Source organism: Zhongshania sp., from assembly GCF_047636175.1.
Lineage (GTDB): Bacteria > Pseudomonadota > Gammaproteobacteria > Pseudomonadales > Spongiibacteraceae > Spongiibacter.
Window position 1 is genome coordinate 87,913 of the sequence record NZ_JBLIKC010000013.1, and the last position, 20,150, is coordinate 108,062.

The window sequence follows — 20,150 nt, forward strand, 5'->3', positions numbered from 1 at the left end:
TGGCCCGCTTTTTTATGCCCGCTTATTGGGTCGCCGTGTCAGTGTTGAACAAGGCGGTTTTGGGCATAGACATAATCTTTAAGCCCTTGAGAAGATTCAGCGCTTCATAGAGTTGGTTGTCATTGGCAGCCAAATTCTCGCGCTTACTTTTTTCGGCTTTGCGGCTTACGCTGGTGCTTTCTTCGCCGTCACCATCGCCCCGGCCCAAGTGACCCGCTAGGTCGGCTTCAGTGATTTCTATACCACTACCCGTTAGAGCTTCAACACGGGCGCGTTCAACAATGATGTCTGGCTCAATACCCTGCGCCTGTATAGATCGCCCGCTGGGGGTGAAATAACGGGCGGTGGTTAATTTAATGGCGCTTTCTTCAGACAGCGGTAAAACGGTTTGCACCGAGCCTTTACCAAAGCTCCGTGTTCCCATGATAACGGCGCGGCGATGATCTTGCAGTGCGCCAGCAACGATTTCAGAAGCCGATGCCGAGCCGCCATTAATGAGCACTACCATCGGTGTTTCATCAGCGGGTTTTTGCGCGTTAGCCATAAAACGGCTATAGGCATTGGGTAGACGACCTTGGGTGTATACGATCATGCCTTCATTAATAAATTCGTCGACCACTTGTACAGAGGCTTGCAGCAGGCCGCCGGGATTATTGCGTAAGTCTAATACTAGGCCGTTTAAATCCTTGGCGCCGGCCTTGAGTTTGGCGAGCTCTTTTTTCAGATCGTCGCCGGTGCGGCTCTGGAATTGTGAAATGCGGATATAGCCGTAACCGGGTTCAAGCACTTCGCTGCGCACACTGGCCACGGTAATCACGTCGCGCTTTAGTTGCACCTCAAAGGGCGCGCTAATGCCGTTGCGGAGTATGGTTAGCACAATTTCACTGCCTGCCGGTCCGCGCATAAGCGTTACGGATTCCTGCAGATTGAGCCCTTTAATCGGCTTGTTATCGATTTGAATGATCACGTCGCCGGGTTGAATACCCGCGCGTTCAGCGGGTGTGTCGTCGATAGGGGTAATGACTTTGATGAAACCATTTTCCATGCCGACTTCAATTCCAAGGCCACCAAATTCACCGGTGGTGTGGTTTTGTAGATCTTCAAAGGAGCTGGCGTCTAGGTAGTCGGAGTGCGGGTCTAGTCCGCTGAGCATGCCGCGAATGGCATTTTCGAGCAGGGTTTTGTCGTCGACTTCTTCTACATAACTAAGACGAATTTGATTGAATACGTCGGCAAAATTTCTCAAGGCCTGCAGCGGCAATTGGCCCTGCGGTTCGGTGGCGCTGTCTGTATCGGTGGCTTGGCCTTCTGCAAGCGCTACTAAGGGGCTGGCCAAGAACACGATTATAAGTGCAGAAAGTGTGTGGCGGACGATATGTGGCATGGCTGTAAATTCCCGAAACGACGTCAAACGACAGTTATTGTATCTTGCTTTATCGGCGATTACTTCGCCCTTACTTGCACCAGCTGCGTGGGTCTGTTGGTCGACCTTTATAGCGAATTTCAAAATAAAGCCCCGCTTGGCGTTGGCCGCCGCTGTTCCCGACAGTAGCAACAGCTTCGCCTCCTTTAACCCAGTCGCCTTCGGCGCGCAGCAGACTTTGGTTGTGTGCGTACAAGCTGAGATAGCCGCCACCGTGATCGACAATAATCAGTAAGCCTGCGCCGCGTAACCAGTCGGCAAACACCACGCGGCCATTGTGTATGGATAGCACCGAGTCACCCTCGCGACCGGCAATTTGAATGCCTTGCCAGGTGACTGCGCTGCCTTGGCGAGATGCCCCGTAGCGATTAAGGAGTTTGCCGGTGACTGGCCAGGGCATTTTTCCGCGCATGGCTTTAAACGGCTGATAGCTTTCTGGCATGGCGATATTGGTGATTTCTCGCTCAACCGCTTGTAGGACGCTTTCTAGACTTTTACGTTCCTTGTCGAGCTTATTTAGTGAGCTAGTATTGCTCAGTATTTCTCGGTCTAGGCCTGTCAATGCCGTGGCGCGCTGCTGTTTTTGCTGCACAAGCGCTTGTTGCTGACGTTTTAGCTCAGCGCTGGTGTTGGCTAAAGCTTGGGCTTCGGTTTTGATCGCTGGCTTTAGCAAGTCTAATTCTGACAGCGTGTCGCGGTATTTGCTCAGTTCTTCACTGCGCGCGCGATTAAAATAGTCAAAGTAGGTGAGTGTGCGGCTGAGCTTTTCGGGTTGCTCTTGATTCAACAGCATCTTTAATTGGCTTTCCTTACCGAGGATATACGCGCTGCGAACATGCTCGGCGATCAGCGATTTTTGACTGACCTGCTTTTTACGAAGTTGTTGTTGGCGTGCTTCTAGCTCGGCCAGCTTGCGCTGCTGCTGATCGCGTTTAGTGCTGGTTTGACGAAGTTTTGCTGCCAGCTTACCAATGTCTGTTTCTATTTTGCGCAGCGCCTTGGCGGTGCTGCTGCGATCGTCCTGCTGCTTGCCAATCGACTTTTTCAGCGAGCCGATTTTTTCATTGAGACTGTCGAGCTGACGTTGGGTGTTCGCATCATTGGCGGCCACTGCGGTGCTGGTTAGTAGTAATAAAACCCAACATAGCGTGCGTAAATTGACAGCGCGAGGCAGCACCTTAAATAGCCTCAGGCGTCGCGCAATAAATTAACGCCGGTCATTTCGTCCGGTTGCTCAATGGCCATCAGCGCCAACATAGTGGGCGCGATATCGGCGAGCTTGCCGCCAGTTTCTTGCAGGGCGCGGTCTTGGCTGCCGACGTACACCAGAGGTACTAGCTCGGTGGTGTGTTGGGTGTGAGCCTGGCCGGCGTCGTAGTCAACCATTTGCTCGCAGTTGCCGTGGTCAGCGGTGATCAGGCAGTGACCATTCACGTCGATTACAGCATCTGTGACACGCTTTATGCAGGTGTCTAGAGCTTCAACAGCTTTTACCGCGGCTGCAAATATACCGGTGTGGCCGACCATATCGCCGTTGGCGTAGTTACACATGATGGCGTCGTATTTGCCGCTGCGAATTGCGGCAACTAGTTTATCCGTGACTTCCTGCGCGCTCATTTCGGGTTGCAGGTCGTAGGTGGCTACATTGGGCGATGCGATGAGTTCGCGGTCTTCACCTTTGTAGAGTGCTTCGCGGCCCCCACTAAAGAAAAAGGTCACGTGGGCGTATTTCTCTGTTTCGGCAATGCGCAGCTGGGTTTTGCCATTTTTCTCTAATACTTCGCCCAAGCTGTTGTGCATTTTTTTTGGTGGGTAGGCAACAGCCGCTTTGATACTGTCGGCGTATTCGGTGGTCATCACAAACTCAGCCAGAGCGGGGACGGTGTTGCGCTGAAAGCCGTCAAACTCTTTGTCGACAAAGGCTCTGGTGATTTCTCTGGCCCGGTCGGCGCGAAAGTTCATGAATATAACGCTGTCACCGTCTTTGACGCTGCCGTCGGCTTGGCCTTGGGCCTGAATAACTGAAGCGTCGACAAACTCATCATTTTCATCGCGGCTATAGGCGGCGGCGAGGGCGTCGGACGCTGAGTCGTAGCGGAAATCGGCGCCGGCTTCGGTCAGCAAATTATAGGCTTTTGCCACGCGATCCCATCGGTTGTCTCTGTCCATGGCGTAGTAGCGGCCTATTACCGAGGCTATGCGGCCACGACCGAGTTCAGCGAATTTTTGGTCTATTTTGGTCAGCGATTTTTGGGCGCTGCGCGGCGGCGTGTCGCGACCATCTAAAAACGCGTGTACATAAATGTGTTCTGCCCCGCGTTTAGCGGCCAGTTCCATCATGGCTAATATGTGGTTCTCGTGGCTGTGTACGCCACCCGCAGAAAGCAGGCCAAGAATGTGTACTGCTTTGCCTGCGGTCGCGGCTTTATCGACGGCTCCGGTATAAGTCGGGTTGCTAAAAAAATCACCGTCGGCAATATCTTTGTCGATACGCGTAATACTTTGATAGACAATGCGACCGGCACCGAGGCTCATGTGGCCAACTTCTGAATTACCCATTTGGCCGTCTGGGAGGCCGACGTCTAGCCCCGAGCCTGAGATGAGTGTGTGCGGCGACGTTTCCCATAGCGCGTCCCAGTTAGGGGTCTTAGCGTGGAAAATCGCATTGTCTTTGGGGTCTTCGCGATAGCCAAATCCGTCGAGTATAATCAAGACAACGGGTTTTTTGGTGTGCGTGTCGGCCATAATAAATCACTTCAAATCGGCTGGAATTAGCTCGTTAGTGTAACTTTTTAGCTACAACGAGGCTATGCAGGGAAGGGTGAGAATTGCACAGTGGCAGTGTATACTCTCGCTTTTTTCGCGAATTGTGTTCACCGCGATGTATAAAGAGAGTTCTCATGGAAAAATTAATCCCTTTTGTAGCTGAGCAGTGGATACTTATCTCAGCCTTAATCTCGTGCCTGCTTTTGTTGAGCTTTCACGAGTCACGGCGCGCGGGTAAGTCGATTACTCCCCAGCAGTTGGTGGTCTTGATAAACCAGCAGGGCGCGGTGGTGGTAGATCTACGGGATAAAGCTGAGTATACCAAGGGCCATATTATCGACTCTGTGAATGTGCCCTTTGCGAAGCTAGACAAAGAACTTGAAGATTTAGGCGATAAAGAAAAACCGATAGTATTGGTGTGTAAGCTTGGTCAGAACGCCACTGCGGCGGGCAAAAAGTTAGGCGCTAAAGGTTATACTCAGGTCCACCGTTTGAAAGGCGGTATTTCGGAGTGGCAGGCGATGCAGATGCCGCTGGTAAAATGATCGGTCAATATCCAAAAGTAGTGGTATCAAAGGGGAAAATTGATTATGGCAAAAGTAACAATCTACACAACTCGATCCTGTCCTTTCTGTGTCCGCGCTAAGCAGATACTCAGTAATAAAGGCGCAGACGTTGAAGAAATTGCGGTCGATGGTCGCAATGATCTTCGCAAGGACTTATTGACTCGCACTGGTCAGCGCACGGTTCCACAAATTTGGGTAGGTGATACTCATGTTGGCGGTTGTGATGAGTTGATGGCCCTTGAGCGTAGCTCTCAGCTTGATGAAATGCTCGCCTCGTAATTAAGGCCGGCGATATTTTTTTAATACCTAGAATTAGGAAGTAGAAAGTAATGACAGATACAGATGAAGCACAAGCAAAAGCGCCGGCTCAAGCCAAGTTTGCCTTGCAGCGTATTTATGTTAAAGACGCGTCATTTGAATCGCCAAGCGCGCCCGTTATATTCACTAAAACCTGGAAACCAAAGATACAGGTTGATTTGAATACCCGCAGTGCGCCAGTGGCTGATAATAATTTTGAAGTTATTCTTACGGTCACCATCACTGCCAAACTCGAAGACGATGAGACTGCATTCTTGGTAGAAATTCACCAAGGTGGCCTGTTCGTGGTAGAGGGCGTGGAAGGTGAGCAGATGCGTCAGCTCCTGGGTATCGCTTGCCCGAATATGCTGTTCCCGTATTTGCGTGAAGCGGTTGATTCTTTAGTGATAAAAGGTGGCTTCCCCGCCCTAGCATTGCAGCCTGTTAATTTTGAAGCTCTTTATCGTCAGGCTCAGCAGCAGGTCGAGCAAAAAGCCGCCGCCGAACCTAAAACACACTGACCTACTGGCGGCGCAGAGCTTTTACTAGCCTCTGCGCCGCAGATACCTTATATGTTTCATATTGCTTTACATGAACCGCGTATTGCCCCCAATACCGGTAATATTATTCGGTTGGTTGCGAATAATGGCTGTCACCTACATTTAATTGAACCGCTCGGTTTTGATCTTGAAGAAAAAAAACTCCGCCGCGCAGGATTGGATTACGCCGATTTGGCGCGTGTGAGTCGCCACGCCAACTATGAAAATTTTCTGAAAGAGATGGCCGGGCGTCGCATCTTTGCCTTAACGACTAAGGGCAGTCGAAATTACGCCGATGCCGAATTTAAACCGGATGATGTGTTGTTATTCGGTTCTGAGACCGCCGGCTTACCGCAAAATATTCGCGATGATTTGGGTGTTGAGCACTGTTTGAGAGTGCCGATGATATCGAGTTCTCGCAGCCTTAATTTGTCGAATACCGTTGCCTTGGTGAGTTACGAGGCGTGGCGGCAGAATGGGTTTTTGGGGGCTTAGTCATTCCCCCGTTCAATTGATCGCCGTTTTTTCGCGGCTTACGGCGCGGAGAGAACCCGCTCCGCTCAAACAGCTTTTCGCTTAATCCGCAGGCCATTGCAGTGAGCAGCAGTTCCTTAAGGGTTCAGCATCTTGCCTACTGCTTTTCCACAAAAAAAAATAAGCCGCCTTAGAAGGCGAAAACCATATTGGTCGGCGACTGAATTACTAAACTGGCTTCTGATTCGACTAGCTTGGCGAAACCCACGCTCAAGCTAGTTTGTGAATATCAATTAAATAGATCAGACGACGATATTAATCATCGTCGTCATCCCCACCCATCCCCAATTCTTTAATCTTACGGGTTAGCGTATTACGGCCCCAGCCAAGTAAGTTGGCGGCATCGCGTCTACGCCCATGGGTGTGCTTGAGGGCGGACTCAATCATAATTCGTTCAAACTGGGGTACTGCCCGATCTAGTAACTTATCTCGTCCTAGCAAGAGTTCCTGATCCGCCCAGCGCTTGAGATTGTCTTGCCAGTTGGACGCTGGCGCCGCTTCGCCCTGCGGACTTTCCAGTAGCTCTGGGGGCAGGTCATCGATATGTATTTCACGGCCGGCGGCCATGACGGTCAGCCAGCGGCAGGTGTTTTCTAGCTGACGAACATTGCCCTGCCATTCCATTTGGCAGAGATACTCTTCGGTTTCTGGACGCAGGCGTTTGGGTTCCACATTGAGCTCGTTTCCGGCGCGCGTGAAGAAATGTTGCATTAGCTTGGGAATATCTTCCCTGCGCTCAGACAGGCGCGGTAAATGTATGCGGATAACATTGATACGGTGGAAAAGGTCTTCCCGGAAAGTGTTGTTCTTTACCAGTTGTTCAAGGTGCTGATGGGTTGCAGCAATAATGCGCACATCCACCTTAATGGAGGTGTGACCACCAACGCGGTAGAACTCACCGTCTGCCAGCACTCGCAGCAATCGTGTTTGAGTGTCAGCGGGCATGTCGCCGATTTCATCTAAAAATAACGAACCACCATTGGCTTGTTCAAAGCGGCCTCGGCGCTGTGCGCTGGCGCCGGTGAATGCGCCTTTCTCATGGCCAAATAGTTCGGATTCCATTAAGTCTTTGGGGATAGCCGCCATATTTAAGGCGATAAAGGGTTTATTCGCTCTCGGGCTGTGGCGGTGTAAGGCTTGGGCGACTAACTCTTTACCGGTACCTGATGCACCGTTGATCAGAACGGTAATGTTGGACTGTGCCAGACGGCCAATGGCGCGAAACACTTCCTGCATTGCGGGTGCTTCGCCGATGATCTCGGTGGTTTCGAGTGGCTCTTGCTCGGGCAGTAAATTGCGGTTTTTGTTGGCGTGCTGCAGCGCGCGTTGGGTGGTAGCTACGGCCTCATCAACGTCAAAGGGCTTAGGCAGGTATTCAAATGCGCCGCCTTGATAGGAGGCAACTGCGCTGTCTAAGTCTGAATGCGCGGTAGTAATTATAACAGGTAGACCGGGATGGGCGGCGGTAATTCTGGATAATAACTTCAGCCCGTCAATGCCGGGCATGCGAATGTCGCTGATGATGGCGTCGGGAATCTCATCTTCAAGATGTCCCAATAATTCGTCGCCGTTCTCAAAGCAGCGGGTAATGATGCCGGCTTGAGTGAGGGCTTTTTCGAGTACCCAGCGTATAGATTTGTCGTCGTCTGCTATCCAGACAGAATTGGCTTTGCTCATGAGGCGTGCTCCACAGGAATGTGTAGCGAAAACACGGTGTTGCCGGGTTCGCTACTGCATTCGATAAGACCGTTATGTTGGTAGAGTATTGACTGAGCAATAGATAGTCCGAGCCCGGTACCTTGAGCGCGTCCGCTAACCATAGGTAAAAAGATTGAGGCGCGAAGGGCTGCTGGAATACCTGGCCCGTTGTCGATTATGTCAGTACTGCAAACAAGACGGTGGCGGTTTGAGCCAATGGTGAGTTGGCGTATGGTTCGAGTGCGAATAGTGATGGTTGGATCTCTATCGCTCGCAAGATCTTGCCGAAGCGCCTGTTTGGCGTTACGGACGACATTGAGGAAGGCTTGGATGAGCTGTTCACGATCGCCAAGTATGTCTGGAATACTGGGGTCGTAATCCCGAATAAAATGAATGCTGCCTTCGTTTTCTACTTCGACAAGCTGCCTGACCCGCTCTAATACCTCGTGAATATTAGTCCTTTGTTTCTCTGGTGCACGGTGGGGCCCTAGCATTGTGTCGACTAGATTTCGCAGGCGGTCAGCTTCCTCAATAATAATATTGGTGTAGTCGTGTAGCTTTGGGTCGCTAAGTTCGCGAGCGAGTAATTGGGCCGCACCACGCAGGCCGCCCAAAGGATTTTTAACTTCATGGGCAATACCGCGAATTAGCGCTTGGCTATTTTGCTGCGATGACAGGAGGCCTTCTTCGCGGCTGATACGGATAAGTCTGTCTAATGGCTGTAGTTCGATGATTAGCGAGGTGCGGCGGTTTTCGGTCACGGGGGTCACCGCGTAGTCGACTGTTATCTCTGCCCCAGAGCGCAAGGTTAAAACAGTTTCTCGCTTGGTGTAGGCCTCACAGTTATTGATGGCGTCGAGAAGCTTAACGAGGGTGTCTTCCTGTTCATGAAACAGCCTAGTAATAGCTTCGCCGTGAATACGTTGGTCAGATACCGCCAATAGTGACTCTGCAGCCGGATTAATATAATTAACAGTCAGGTTCGGCTCTACCAACAGTATTGCTGTTTTTAAGTTATCGAGAATTTGGTGGTACATATTGATCGGAGGCATAAGGTCGCCAGTATGTGCGTTATGTCTTGCCTATAAGCAATTTCTAGGCCAAGCGAAAGCTATGGGGTTTTATGGGTGATCCAACAAATGTATCAAGCAGGACGATCAAAAGCCCTGTTTTGGGGCCATATCCAAAAGGAAGTACATGGCTTTTTCTTGGGACGAAACTGCTTGATATTTCATATTATGCACACATAAGGTGCAAACAAATACTTAATAATAAAGCGCAGAGAGATTAGTTCGTCGGCCAATAAACCGTGATGCTAATGCTGTCTTCGGAGAGCGTTTTGCTGTTCTGGTCAAGGAGGGTTGCCTTAATACGACGCTGGCCGCGGGGGAGGCGTGAAATAGTGGCGCTCATTGATGTCGATGTGCTGACAAGTTCACCGTCAAGACTGATACGTATTTGCTGACCCTTGCGAAGTGCTCGAGCTTTAGAGATGCTGACGGTTATGCCAACTAGTCCATTGGCTATAATGGCGCCATCGCTGGGGGAGCTTATACGGATGATATTGCGATCTAAATTCACGGCTTTCTTGGGTGTCCGCTTAGGTTCATTAATGTCTATTGCGGGTGCGGTGTTCAGTGTGGGAAGCGTGATTGGCTCTGCACTTTTGGGGGCTTTATCGGAATATACGGTGCGGCCGTTTTCGTCGATATAACGATAGATCTCGGCATATAGTGCCTGCGAGCACAAAGCAAAAATACAGCTTAAAAGGAGTATGCCGCGCATAGTAGCTCCGGGGCGATGGCTAGGTTTAATGATGTGGCTAGATTGAGTTTACTATAAGCATAAAAAAACCCGCCATTGGCGGGTTTTTTTATAGTAGACGCAAGTGTTACACGCTGTAGTACATGTCGAACTCAACGGGGTGAGTTGTCATGGCTAGGCGCTCAACGTCTTGTGCTTTCAGTGCGATATAGGCGTCGATGGTATCGTCGTCAAATACGCCGCCAGCGGTCAAGAACGAGCGGTCTGCATCTAGAGCTTGCAGTGCTTGATCTAAACTAGAGGCAACGGTTGGAATTGCCGCTGCTTCTTCTGCTGGTAGATCGTAAAGATCTTTGTCAGCAGCATCGCCAGGGTGAATCTTGTTTTTGATGCCGTCTAGGCCAGCCATCAGCATAACCGCAAACGCAAGGTAAGGGTTTGCAGATGGATCTGGGAAGCGCACTTCTACGCGGCGTGCTTTCGGGTTTGGTACAAACGGGATGCGGATTGACGCAGAGCGGTTACGCGCTGAGTAAGCTAACATTACCGGTGCTTCAAAGCCGGGAACCAGACGCTTATACGAGTTAGTAGATGCGTTGGTGAAAGCGTTGATAGCGCGAGCGTGCTTGATGATACCGCCGATGTAGAACAGTGCAGTTTCAGACAGGCCGCCGTAAACATCGCCAGCAAACAGATTAACGCCGTCTTTGCTCAAAGACTGGTGAACGTGCATGCCGCTGCCGTTGTCGCCAACGATAGGTTTGGGCATGAAAGTCGCGGTCTTGCCATAGGCATGAGCAACATTGTGCACGCAGTACTTGAGGATCTGAACTTCGTCAGCTTTTTTAACGCAGGTGTTGGGGCCAACGCCGATTTCACACTGACCAGCAGTACCCACTTCGTGGTGGTGTACTTCAATAGTTAGGCCCATATCGCTCATGGCGTTGCACATAGCGCCGCGCAGGTCGTGCAGGCTGTCTACTGGTGGTACCGGGAAGTAGCCGCCTTTAACGCCAGGGCGGTGACCCGTGTTGCCTTCTTCAAAGTTGTCGCCAGATTTCCATGCCGCTTCGTCAGACGCAATAGAGTAGCTCGCGCCTTCCATCGCGATCTTCCATTTAACGTCGTCGAAAACGAAGAACTCTGGCTCAGGGCCAAACAGTGCGTTGTCAGCAATGCCGCTTGCGCGCATATAGTCTTCAGCGCGCTGGGCGATAGAGCGCGGATCGCGGTTATAGCCCTGCATGGTTGTAGGTTCTACGATGTTGCAACGGATGATGATAGTGGATTCTTCGGTAAATGGATCTAATACAGAAGCGTCATCATCAGGCATAAGAATCATGTCTGATTCGTTAATGCCTTTCCAGCCGGCGATTGATGAACCATCAAACATTTTGCCGTCTTCAAAAAAGCCGGCGTCAATATCGGTGGCTGGAATGGTGACGTGCTGTTCTTTGCCTATAGTGTCGGTGAAGCGCATGTCTGCCCATTTCACGTCGTTGTCGGCGATTAACTTCAGAGTGTTCTCTGACATTATGTACGTCCTCCAGATAGAGAGAGTCTGTTAAAAGTTCGGCATGGCCGAATTGCTGGTCATTATATTCGAAGCGTATTGTGCCGCATAGTAGAGCAGCGTGGGAACCGAAAAAGCGATATATATGCGGTTTTATTGTGCTGACGGCTGGAGTTTTAGGGTCATTTTGTTTTATTTGTGAGTAAAAATTGTGCGCCGCCACCTGAAATTCGGTCTATTTTGGTGCGCGAGCGGGTTTTGTGTTCGTTTTTAGTGCGCACCATTCTTTGGGCTGCACCGCGAGCAGTGGGCCGCTATAATACCCGCGCATTTATTCACGCGGCCTATTAATGAAGTTTATCGTCAAGCTGTTTCCTGAAGTTATCGTCAAAAGTAAGCCTGTGCGGAGGAAGCTCACCCGTCAGCTTCGCGATAACCTCCGCAAATTACTTATGCAGCTCGATCCAGCAGTGGTCATTATTCGCGAGTGGGACCGCATAAGCTTGGAAACGTATAGCACCGACGCCGTCGTGCTCCAGGGTTTTGTGACGGTATTATGCCAAACACCAGGTATTGGTCATGTTATTGACGTGGCTGAATACCCCTTAGTTGATCTGCATGATATTTACGAAAAAACTCGCGATGCCCTTGGCGATAGCCTGCGAGGCAAGCGGTTTGTGGTTCGTTGCAAGCGCTCAGGCGAGCATGATTTTAGCTCAGGTGAAGTCGAGCGCTACGTTGGCGGTGGCTTGAATCAGCATCTTGAGTCAGCGGGTGTCGATTTGCATAATCCCGATGTCACCGTGCGCATTGAGATCCGAGACCAGCAGTTGTTCATTGTTAATCGTCGTATACAGGGCTTGGGTGGTTATCCAATGGGCTCTGTTGATGCGGTGAGGTCCCTTATCTCCGGGGGATTTGATTCTACCGTGTCTAGCTATATGACGATGAAGCGCGGTGTTCGCACCCATTTTTGCTTTTTTAACCTTGGTGGTCGCGAGCACGAGGTAGGCGTTAAGGAGGTGGCACTGTATTTGTGGCTTAAATCTGGCGCGTCGCATCGCCTTAAGTTTGTCACTGTGCCGTTTTTACGAGCTTCACCGTCGCTTCATCGACCTAGATCAAGCGCGTATTTACCTGCTGTACTGTGAAAAAGGTGTAATGAGCCGCTTACACGCCTCGCATTTGCTTGAGCAGGGTTTTACTAATGTTAAGGTATATCGTCCGTCATGAGAGAAGTAGCTATTACTACCCCGCCATTATTTAGTGTTTTGATTTCGCCGCGCTGGGGAGATCAAGACAGTATGGGCCATATAAATCACGTTCAGTATTTTCGGTATTTAGAAGAGGCTCGGGTTCAGTGGATGCTGGATACGGGCTTTGGCGTTGGCAGCGGCAGTGAGTTGTCTGGAATGCTTGTAGCGGCCATCGGCTTGAATTTCCGCAAAGAGTGGCATCACAATAAGCGCTTGTGCGCAAAAGCGTGGGTGACTCATATCGGCAATAGTAGTTTTCGCTTATTACAGCGTTTGTATTCCGAAGACGGCAGTGAGCTGGTTGCTGAGGGCGAAATAAGCTTGGTGTGTATTGATGACAAGCATCGTCCGCGACCAATAGCGGATGAAGAGCGCAGTCATTTACAAACCCGCGCTCTGGACTAGTGGTCTTACTCGTTAGCCGGTTTACCTAGGTTCAGGTTGTAGTATTTAAAATACTGATCTTCCAGATCAACTTTGCGACCGTACTCAACATCGTTGACTGGTCACAGTTCCCTAACGTTGCGGCCTGGGAACAGAGAGCCATAGCGCATGCTCGCCCAGGCGGCATGATTGGTGATTTGTCAGTATTGCCTGAGCACGCGCCTTTTGGTCCAAGAGGATAATCAATTCAGTGGAGTAAGCGCCTCGGTATTGAGTTGTCTGGGCCTTTAATTGACTGTGCTAATGTTGTCGAATTTTTTTGAATAAAGCGATGCATCACGATGGTTGGTGTATGCAGTCAATCATCCCGCTACTTTCTGCAATAGGCACTCATCAACATCTACCGCCATACTACGTCAAAGCGGCCTAAGTTGTTTTATAAGCCGAACTGGTGGGGTTATGCCCGAGTGTTGCTTAGTTTGCTGCCTCAAATACTTCTGCCCAGAAAAACAAAACCTCTTACTGCGAAAATATAGACGTGTATTACCCATTTGAGTGGCAGGGCGCGATTTGGATGGCGATGATGGATTTCAAAATAGAGTGCGGAATTGACACGTTTTATCCATGTAATATAGGGTTTTCTAATCGGATCGGGAGGGGGTAATTTTGGTGTCTCAGCTTGTGGCAGCCATGTGGGAATAGAGATTCCGTATTGACGGGCCAAGTGGCAGCCGAAGAGAAATATGTCGGCCTTCTTCTCGGCCACGGCGGCTTTTAGGGCGCGGTCCCAATCTTCTTCTGTGAGTTGTTTCTGCATATGCGCTAGATCGACTAACCAATTCAAATTATCGTTAAAGCTCGCCATGACCGCATGCACGACGATCATTAGCAGCTCTAAATGAATTGCAGGTTTATTTAGCCCTGGCAAGCTAACAGCAGGCACTGCTGTTGACCAAACCCAGTCGCTTACCTGATTAGATGTGTTGCTGCCAATACGCCGGTGTAAGTCGAGTTTCGTGCCGGTGATAGTGTTGAGTAGCGCGACGCCATGGGGTGCGTCCAACTCCAGTTTAGTAGTAAGTAAACAACGCTTGTGTCTTTCCGGATACTCCAGAACCCAAAAGTTGTTTAAGAATAAATCGAGAGCCTTTGAGTGATTTTTGGTCGGAACAAGAACATCGATATCTGCCATGGGGCGATGAATTGGATTCTCGTAGTAATCGATAAGTCCGGCGCCCTTGATGATCATCATGGGAATGCCGTGGTCACTTAAAAGGGTATGGATCTGTTGTAGCTGATTGCTGCGGTGTTGATAGGCGACCCACCAAAATTTATAGATAACCTTTAAGCGCTTCCCGTGTGGCGAGCTTAGGCCGAATCGCGTGATCTGGTGGTGAATAAGTGGCACCAAACGCATGATGCCGAAGCTCATGGTGTCTATGTCGATGTCCTCATTCCAGCGTTCTAATAAGTCGCCTGCTAACGACTTGTCCTCGGCAAGACAAAACCGAATAGTGAGATCGTCTAATGGGGAAATGGTGAGCATGGTCAAAATCCTACAGTTTCGTCTGCTATATCGTCGAAGTCGTCTAAATGACTGATGATAATTATTATTTTGTCTAGTTTGAGGCTATGGATAATCTCTTTTAGGAAGATGATTGAAGCCTTGTCCATATGATTGGTCGGCTCATCCAATACCAATAGGCCTGGGCTAATGAGCAATTCTCGCAACAGAGCGATTCGTCTCGCCTCGCCTCCGGACAATTTGTCGCCGCGTTCGCCTACATCATAAGTGTCTGGATTTTTATGTTTTGGTAGCAGACGGCGTTTTAGTTCGTCGTCGGTGTCTTGCCAACGGCTCGAGGGATCGTCATGGCCAAAAAGTGCGTTCTCTTTAATAGTGCCGCCAAACAGAGTCACGTGTTGGTCTATGAGGGCCGCGTGACTTCGCCATTGTTCCAGCTCGTGCCAGTGCGCGCTGCGTTCATTGATAAGCAAATTGCCCCTGGTGGGGGATAGGTGACCCAATAGAATTCTGGCCATAGTGGACTTGCCGGCGCCGTTTGCGCCTTTCCATAAATAGAGTTTTCCGCGCTGTAAGTGGATATCTTTGCCATCAAAAATATTCTTAGTACCGTAGCTAAAACAGACGTGATTAAGCGATATGGAGTGCAGAGATTTCCCACCGCTACCTTGAGTCGAGTGAGCCTCAGTCGCTAGATTAAAGAAAGTTTGTAGCGTCTTGGCTGCCTCTTGCCCGTCCATAAAGCTGAATAGAGCGGCGCTTAGGGGCGCTACATTGCTCTGTATAATACTGAGCACAAGCAAGGATATAACGAAATCTTGTGCACTAATTTGCTTGGTCTGAGTCAAAAAGGCGCCAAGAAAAAGCATGCCTATCCGCAGGAAGTTGCTTGCCCATCGTACCCACGAGCGCCAAAACAGTTCAGATCTGAGCATGCGCGTATTGCTATCGAGTAACTCGCCAGTGTGACGCCGGTGATCTTGCGCTGTTGCCGATATGCCGCGATTCATTTTGAGCAATTCGAATTTATCCAGCAGGGCAACAGCCCACTCGTGCTGTTGTCGCCAACTGGCTTGATAATTGACTAGCAAGGGGCGAGTGCGTCGATTGGTGAGCAGGCCGAGTACGACGATTAACGCCATTCCCAATAAAGAGAACACAAAGATAACGAGGTTTATCCACGCAATGAACCCGAGCATCGCCAAAATTATAATTACACTAGTAAGTGCTGAATCGAACAGCTTGTTCACGCCTTGGCGAACGCGCCAGAAGTCCGCCATTATTAAGTCGTAAAAATAGGCGCGGTTGTGCTTCTTGAATTCCTGCCATTGGAGCTTAGAAAACTGCTCATATAGTTGGGAGCTTAATCGCAGGCAAGCTTCATCGACAATCACGTAATTATAGGCTGTCTGTTTAAACGCGAGCCACTGAGCCAAAGAAAAGAAAACGACTATCGCCGCGATATTGCCATAGAGCACAGCGTCTATCACTTCGGGAATAGGCTGAATACTGCGATAAATAAGCAGTGGCCAAATGATCGATAGCGCGCTATGGAATAACCCCATCGCGACGGAAAGAATAATTTTTCTGTTGGAGATGTCCCGAATAACAATAGTGAGGCTAAATGGATTATTCACTAGTTTTTGCTGCCGCCTTATGTTGAAGGTGCCGACGCAATAGCTTGAGGTAATCGCTCGCGGATGCGCCTTGACTCATATTGCCATCATGCACGCGCCGGTAGGTGAGCACCTCGGGCAGTGTGGTATGAATGATGCCTTTCAACTGGCAGAGACCAAACCATTCCAGAAAATCGCCCAACTGTGTATCTTCATTAAAGCCGCCCACCTTTTCAAACACGGTGGGTCTGCAAAGTAAGGCGCTTTTCCCAGTGCCGTTCAGTACCTGAGTGCGAGCGGCGTGTGTGCCGGTCAACTTATTCCTGTCATCAAATTCAGTGAGCTGCGTGAAACATAAGTCCACCGCTGGATTTTCAATGAGATAGTCGAGTTGCTTGGCTAGTTTTTCCGTGTGCCAGAGATCGTCGCAATCTAAGAAGGCGAGCCAGGGAGCGGTCACGTGCTTGAGCGCTTCATTCAGCGCGGCAGAAGCTCCTCGATGAGGAAGGTCAATAATCTCTATGTTGTCCTGTTTTTTTGCGAGAGCTGAAACGATTTGTAGACTGCGATCGGAAGAGCCGTCATTAACGACAATAATACGAACGTCCTTGAAGCTCTGATGTAGAATGCTATCAATTGACTGGGCAACGAATGCCTCGCCATTGTAGATTGGCATGATAATGTCGATCTGACTACTTGTTGCTTTGTTCATTATTACGTCTCGATTGTCTGCGCAGGACCTCAAAAAGTCCTGCTCTCATTTTCGGCATATTGAATGTGTCATTCGCATCATGAAACCATTTTTTTAATAACAAATGTTCAACATTGAGCTCCTTGTAACCCACTTGGCGAAGCTTGAGCAGTAGATCCATGTCGTCACCAGCGCGCAGTGTAGGGTCAAATCCACCCACAGTATTGAGCGCGTATTGTCGTACCATAAGACCGCTAGGTACGATTGAGCGATGTACATCGTTTAAGGTCTGTCGCATATTGCTAGGCAAGGTCTCGCTACCATTTTCTGAATGATATTTCTGATTACAAGTCACGAATGCCGTGTAGGGATTTTGATTGAGGGCATTGACCTGCAGCGCGAGTTTTTCTGATAGCCACTCGTCGTCTTGGTCGAGAAAGGCAATGTATTTACCCTTTGCTTCCTTGATGCCCAGGTTGCGAGCTACCGCCTGCCCTCGATTCTCCTGACTGATGAGACGAACTTGCGGAAACTGTTTGGCCACTAAATCTGCGCCACCGTCTGTTGAGCCATCATCGACTACGAAGACTTCCCAGTGTGAATAGGTTTGCTCCTCAATGCTGTTCAATGCGCGAGCAATGAATTTCTCGCCGTTGAAAAGGGGAATAACGACCGACACCAAAGGTTGTTCAAAGCGTCTGAAATCATTAAGTTGCGGCAGTGGCTGGGCAGGTTTCTCGTTCCGACGTCGGCGTAGGGATGTCTGCAAAACTGCGAATAGATTCAATTCGGCAAGTGTTTTATCCCAAGACATATTATTGCCGTGGATGTGATAGAGCAGGGTGGGCTCTTCAATGATCACAATGCCAAATTGATGTTCACGCAGCTGTAACCACCAGTCGATGTCCTCGCTGCAGCGAAAATTACTGCCGAAGAATAAGCCTTTATCGAAGACCTCACGTTTGACGAGCGAGGCGCCCAAGTGTACGTGACTCAATAGATTGTCGCTGGTCTCGAACTGCATCTCTGGTTTTTGGACGCCCTCGTCAAAGACGTATTGAATGTGGCCGCTGGCGACCATGATTTTCGCATCTTGTAGATGAGGTAATAGTAAAGCGAGTTTATTTAGCGCCCACTCGTCGTCACCATCGAGGAAGCTAATTAAGTTGCCTTTGGCTATCTTGACGCCGGTGTTTCTCGCGGCCGCTGGCCCTTGGTTCTGTTCATGATGGTAGAGCGCAATCTCGGGAACCAATGCTGCAATGCTCTCAAGCAGAGTGACGCAGCTTGCCTCGGATGCATCATTGACTAGTATTATTTCGAGGGTAATCTGACCCAACATGATTTCGGGCTGGTTCAACACCGAGGCTATGGCCTTTCTGATTTCTGCACCATTATTGAAAACGGGAATGATGACACTAAGCATTGGCGGGCACCTTTTTAGTCTCTAGAGTTTGGAAAGAATTGATGAGTGAGTGGGTGTCGCTGCCCAATAGCCACTGAAACGTGGGGACACTGCTGACAACTCTGCTGATTTTCGCAAAGGCATCTTCCCGGTGATGAGGCAAGTGAAACAGGGTAGTGGGTGCGATGCTCATAAGTGCCTTTGAGGGTTTCACTGCCTGCATGTTTGAGTGTATTTCGGCCGTGATTTTTGGCACCAAAATGCCCAATAATTTTATTTCTTTGAGAAGCTGCTTGGGGTAGTGCTGGCCAATGAGTAACACGGCCTTTTGCTCTTGGTAAGTGTCGGGGTTCGTCAGCTGTGACGAAAGTGCAGAGAAGCTGTTGTCAAAATTATCAGCATTAATCTTGGCCGTTTGATAAAGGCTGAAGACCTTAAACGGCGACTCAGTGCTCACGATCACATAGTCGTCAGATAGATAGTAACTGCCGTGTAGTAGCAGGCGCATGCAGCTAGTGGACTTGCCTGAGCCACTAGGACCCGGTATGAGCCAGCCCCTTTCTCCGTCGTTTGACATGGCGCCCGCATGCATAAGTTGCAAGGGCTTGTTGCGGCTCCACCAGTGGAAAATTATCCGAAACGAGAAAGTGGTTTCCCACCAGGGTATCTCGGTGGCGTCCATGGTCCAGTAGATGCCAATTTTCTGTGACTGCGAATATAGGAACAATTGCCTAAGCCAGGGCTGGTAGTAAATTTGTATCTCGCTTTGATCGAGATCCGCGGCAAAGCCCTGGGCATTGAATAAGTCATTTGGCGGCGCGGTTAGGGCTCTTTCTAAATCACAGTTTTCGACATAATAAATAGTGAGATCGGCAAAGTTCAGACTTGACATGCCGGCTAAATGAGAGAGGGCCGGAATAAATTTATTCCGCAAGATGGCAGATTGGGTAAGTAAGTCAATCGAGTGGTGCGCAAGTGTTATGCGATCACGGTATTGAAGATCCGCTCCCTGGACTAGCTGCAAAGCTGTGTCAAAGTACTGCTCTAAATCAAACACGGCTATCCTCTGATGGTTGCGATGTAATGAAGGCGTATATTTATTGCTTTTTCTCCCAACCATTTTCGTCCACTTCGTGGATTGGGTCGAGCAGCAATAGGTCCTGCATATCGGTGTAGCGGTTCAATGCTGAGGATTGATATTCAGTAGCAGGAACCGGCGCTACTAGCGGCCCTTGCTCAGCCGAGCTCGTAACGACCAGCTCTTCGGCTAGCAACTCTTGCCAGATGTTGCGAAGTTCGTCTTGACAGATTTTTGCCTTATCCGCCAGAGGCTTAGCAATTGTGTTGATCATGTCTTCAGCGTCATTGTTTGGCAGCGCGTTAATCAAGGCTACTGCATTGCCTTGCAGGCTGTAGTACAGGCCGTTATCAAGATTGGCGATAATGCATTCGTCTTCAAATACTTCGGCGGCAACGCGGCGGTTAAGTATGAATGTAGGCATGTTAAGGTCTTTCCTTTGGTTTTTGTGGGGCTTGTCACTTCGTAGCGAGTCCAGAAATAACGGTCTTCGACAAGGCCGAGTGCCGAGAAGAAGATATACGCGGATTGTTCGACAAATAAACTGAGTTTGCGCACTTACGAAAATAAAGCTTAATTTTAGTGTCATAAGATGGGCAAGTACACTATAAGTCACGTTCAGTATTTTTGGTATTTAGAAGAGGCTCGGGTTCAGTGGATGCTGGATACGGGCTTTGGCGTTGGCAGCGGCAGTGAGTTGTCTGGAATGCTTGTAGCGGCCATCGGCTTGAATTTCCGCAAAGAGTGGCATCACAATAAGCGCTTGTGCGCAAAAGCGTGGGTGACTCATATCGGCAATAGTAGTTTTCGCTTATTACAGCGTTTGTATTCCGAAGACGGCAGTGAGCTGGTTGCTGAGGGCGAAATAAGCTTGGTGTGTATTGATGACAAGCATCGTCCGCGACCAATAGCGGATGAAGAGCGCAGTCATTTACAAACCCGCGCTCTGGACTAGTGGTCTTACTCGTTAGCCGGTTTACCTAGGTTCAGGTTGTAGTACTTAAAATGCTGATCTTCCAGCGTTAGTGTCGCAGTCATGATGGCGCTGCCATGCTCAAAACGCACATTGCTGCTATAGCTCAATTTTGGTGGATG

The 20,150-nt window shown here is 49.6% G+C and carries 21 protein-coding genes; 8 read left to right on the forward strand and 13 right to left on the reverse strand.

Translation table 11 applies throughout. The features are described from left to right. Positions 1–22: 22 nt before the first annotated feature. The 3 genes from ACI955_RS09670 to gpmM are packed head-to-tail and all read right to left on the reverse strand — an operon-like array spanning position 23 to position 4,168. Positions 23–1,507, reverse strand: a complete 1,485-nt coding sequence (locus ACI955_RS09670) for a S41 family peptidase (protein WP_415243538.1) — start codon at positions 1,505–1,507, stop codon at positions 23–25. Further along, a complete protein-coding gene (locus ACI955_RS09675) occupies positions 1,455–2,600 on the reverse strand; it encodes a murein hydrolase activator EnvC family protein (RefSeq protein WP_415243539.1) in 1,146 nt (381 codons plus the stop codon). Before ACI955_RS09675 ends, ACI955_RS09670 begins: the two co-directional genes overlap by 53 nt. Before the next feature lie 11 nt (positions 2,601–2,611). Next, complete coding sequence (gene gpmM / locus ACI955_RS09680; RefSeq protein ID WP_415243540.1) at positions 2,612–4,168, reverse strand: 2,3-bisphosphoglycerate-independent phosphoglycerate mutase; 1,557 nt, start codon at positions 4,166–4,168, stop codon at positions 2,612–2,614. A 155-nt stretch (positions 4,169–4,323) separates the two neighbouring features. Between gpmM and ACI955_RS09685 the strand changes: the two genes are divergently transcribed. The 4 genes from ACI955_RS09685 to ACI955_RS09700 are packed head-to-tail and all read left to right on the forward strand — an operon-like array spanning position 4,324 to position 6,086. Next, the gene (locus ACI955_RS09685) at positions 4,324–4,734 is read left to right on the forward strand and encodes a rhodanese-like domain-containing protein (protein ID WP_415243541.1); all 411 of its coding nucleotides are present in this window, start codon (positions 4,324–4,326) and stop codon (positions 4,732–4,734) included. A 45-nt stretch (positions 4,735–4,779) separates the two neighbouring features. Beyond that, entirely contained in the window at positions 4,780–5,034 is a 255-nt protein-coding gene (gene grxC, locus ACI955_RS09690) for a glutaredoxin 3 (protein WP_415243542.1), read from the forward strand. Positions 5,035–5,084: 50 nt separating this feature from the next. Next, on the forward strand, positions 5,085–5,573 hold the full coding sequence (gene secB, locus ACI955_RS09695; RefSeq protein ID WP_415243543.1) for a protein-export chaperone SecB: 489 nt from the start codon (positions 5,085–5,087) through the stop codon (positions 5,571–5,573). A 51-nt stretch (positions 5,574–5,624) separates the two neighbouring features. Further along, positions 5,625–6,086 carry a tRNA (cytidine(34)-2'-O)-methyltransferase gene (locus tag ACI955_RS09700; protein WP_415243544.1) on the forward strand — a complete coding sequence of 154 codons (462 nt, stop codon included), beginning with the start codon at positions 5,625–5,627 and terminating at the stop codon, positions 6,084–6,086. Positions 6,087–6,380: 294 nt separating this feature from the next. Here the strand turns inward: ACI955_RS09700 and ntrC are convergent, their stop codons facing one another. The 4 genes from ntrC to glnA all read right to left on the reverse strand — a co-directional run bounded on the left by ntrC (position 6,381) and on the right by glnA (position 11,121). Then, positions 6,381–7,802 (reverse strand): nitrogen regulation protein NR(I), encoded by a 1,422-nt coding sequence (ntrC, locus tag ACI955_RS09705; RefSeq protein WP_415243545.1) that lies wholly within the window; start codon positions 7,800–7,802, stop codon positions 6,381–6,383. Next, complete coding sequence (gene glnL, locus ACI955_RS09710; RefSeq protein WP_415243546.1) at positions 7,799–8,875, reverse strand: nitrogen regulation protein NR(II); 1,077 nt, start codon at positions 8,873–8,875, stop codon at positions 7,799–7,801. Before glnL ends, ntrC begins: the two co-directional genes overlap by 4 nt. Before the next feature lie 235 nt (positions 8,876–9,110). Beyond that, the gene (locus tag ACI955_RS09715) at positions 9,111–9,608 is read right to left on the reverse strand and encodes a DUF4124 domain-containing protein (RefSeq protein ID WP_415243547.1); all 498 of its coding nucleotides are present in this window, start codon (positions 9,606–9,608) and stop codon (positions 9,111–9,113) included. A gap of 106 nt (positions 9,609–9,714) precedes the next feature. Further along, positions 9,715–11,121: a glutamate--ammonia ligase gene (glnA, locus tag ACI955_RS09720; protein WP_415243548.1), complete on the reverse strand. Its 1,407-nt coding sequence runs from the start codon at positions 11,119–11,121 to the stop codon at positions 9,715–9,717. 329 nt (positions 11,122–11,450) lie between these two features. Between glnA and ACI955_RS09725 the strand changes: the two genes are divergently transcribed. The 3 genes from ACI955_RS09725 to ACI955_RS09735 are packed head-to-tail and all read left to right on the forward strand — an operon-like array spanning position 11,451 to position 12,761. Beyond that, complete coding sequence (locus tag ACI955_RS09725) at positions 11,451–12,251, forward strand: tRNA sulfurtransferase (RefSeq protein WP_415243549.1); 801 nt, start codon at positions 11,451–11,453, stop codon at positions 12,249–12,251. Next, a complete protein-coding gene (locus tag ACI955_RS09730; protein WP_415243560.1) occupies positions 12,241–12,333 on the forward strand; it encodes a hypothetical protein in 93 nt (30 codons plus the stop codon). The genes ACI955_RS09725 and ACI955_RS09730 overlap by 11 nt, the downstream gene beginning before the upstream one ends. Then, the gene (locus tag ACI955_RS09735; protein WP_415243550.1) at positions 12,330–12,761 is read left to right on the forward strand and encodes an acyl-CoA thioesterase; all 432 of its coding nucleotides are present in this window, start codon (positions 12,330–12,332) and stop codon (positions 12,759–12,761) included. Before ACI955_RS09730 ends, ACI955_RS09735 begins: the two co-directional genes overlap by 4 nt. A gap of 466 nt (positions 12,762–13,227) precedes the next feature. Here ACI955_RS09735 and ACI955_RS09740 read toward each other — a convergent pair whose 3' ends face one another. The 6 genes from ACI955_RS09740 to ACI955_RS09765 are packed head-to-tail and all read right to left on the reverse strand — an operon-like array spanning position 13,228 to position 19,479. After that, positions 13,228–14,286, reverse strand: coding sequence for a nucleotidyltransferase family protein (locus tag ACI955_RS09740; protein WP_415243551.1), 1,059 nt, complete (start codon positions 14,284–14,286; stop codon positions 13,228–13,230). A 2-nt stretch (positions 14,287–14,288) separates the two neighbouring features. Further along, complete coding sequence (locus ACI955_RS09745; protein ID WP_415243552.1) at positions 14,289–15,902, reverse strand: ATP-binding cassette domain-containing protein; 1,614 nt, start codon at positions 15,900–15,902, stop codon at positions 14,289–14,291. Beyond that, positions 15,895–16,593 (reverse strand): glycosyltransferase family 2 protein, encoded by a 699-nt coding sequence (locus ACI955_RS09750; RefSeq protein ID WP_415243553.1) that lies wholly within the window; start codon positions 16,591–16,593, stop codon positions 15,895–15,897. Before ACI955_RS09750 ends, ACI955_RS09745 begins: the two co-directional genes overlap by 8 nt. Continuing rightward, a complete protein-coding gene (locus tag ACI955_RS09755) occupies positions 16,574–17,998 on the reverse strand; it encodes a glycosyltransferase family 2 protein (RefSeq protein ID WP_415243554.1) in 1,425 nt (474 codons plus the stop codon). Before ACI955_RS09755 ends, ACI955_RS09750 begins: the two co-directional genes overlap by 20 nt. Further along, on the reverse strand, positions 17,991–19,034 hold the full coding sequence (locus ACI955_RS09760) for a hypothetical protein (RefSeq protein ID WP_415243555.1): 1,044 nt from the start codon (positions 19,032–19,034) through the stop codon (positions 17,991–17,993). Before ACI955_RS09760 ends, ACI955_RS09755 begins: the two co-directional genes overlap by 8 nt. Before the next feature lie 40 nt (positions 19,035–19,074). Then, positions 19,075–19,479: a hypothetical protein gene (locus ACI955_RS09765; protein WP_415243556.1), complete on the reverse strand. Its 405-nt coding sequence runs from the start codon at positions 19,477–19,479 to the stop codon at positions 19,075–19,077. A gap of 168 nt (positions 19,480–19,647) precedes the next feature. On the opposite strand from ACI955_RS09765, the gene ACI955_RS09770 reads away from it, so the two are divergent. Beyond that, a complete protein-coding gene (locus ACI955_RS09770) occupies positions 19,648–20,010 on the forward strand; it encodes an acyl-CoA thioesterase (protein ID WP_415243557.1) in 363 nt (120 codons plus the stop codon). The last annotated feature ends 140 nt before the right edge of the window (positions 20,011–20,150 follow it).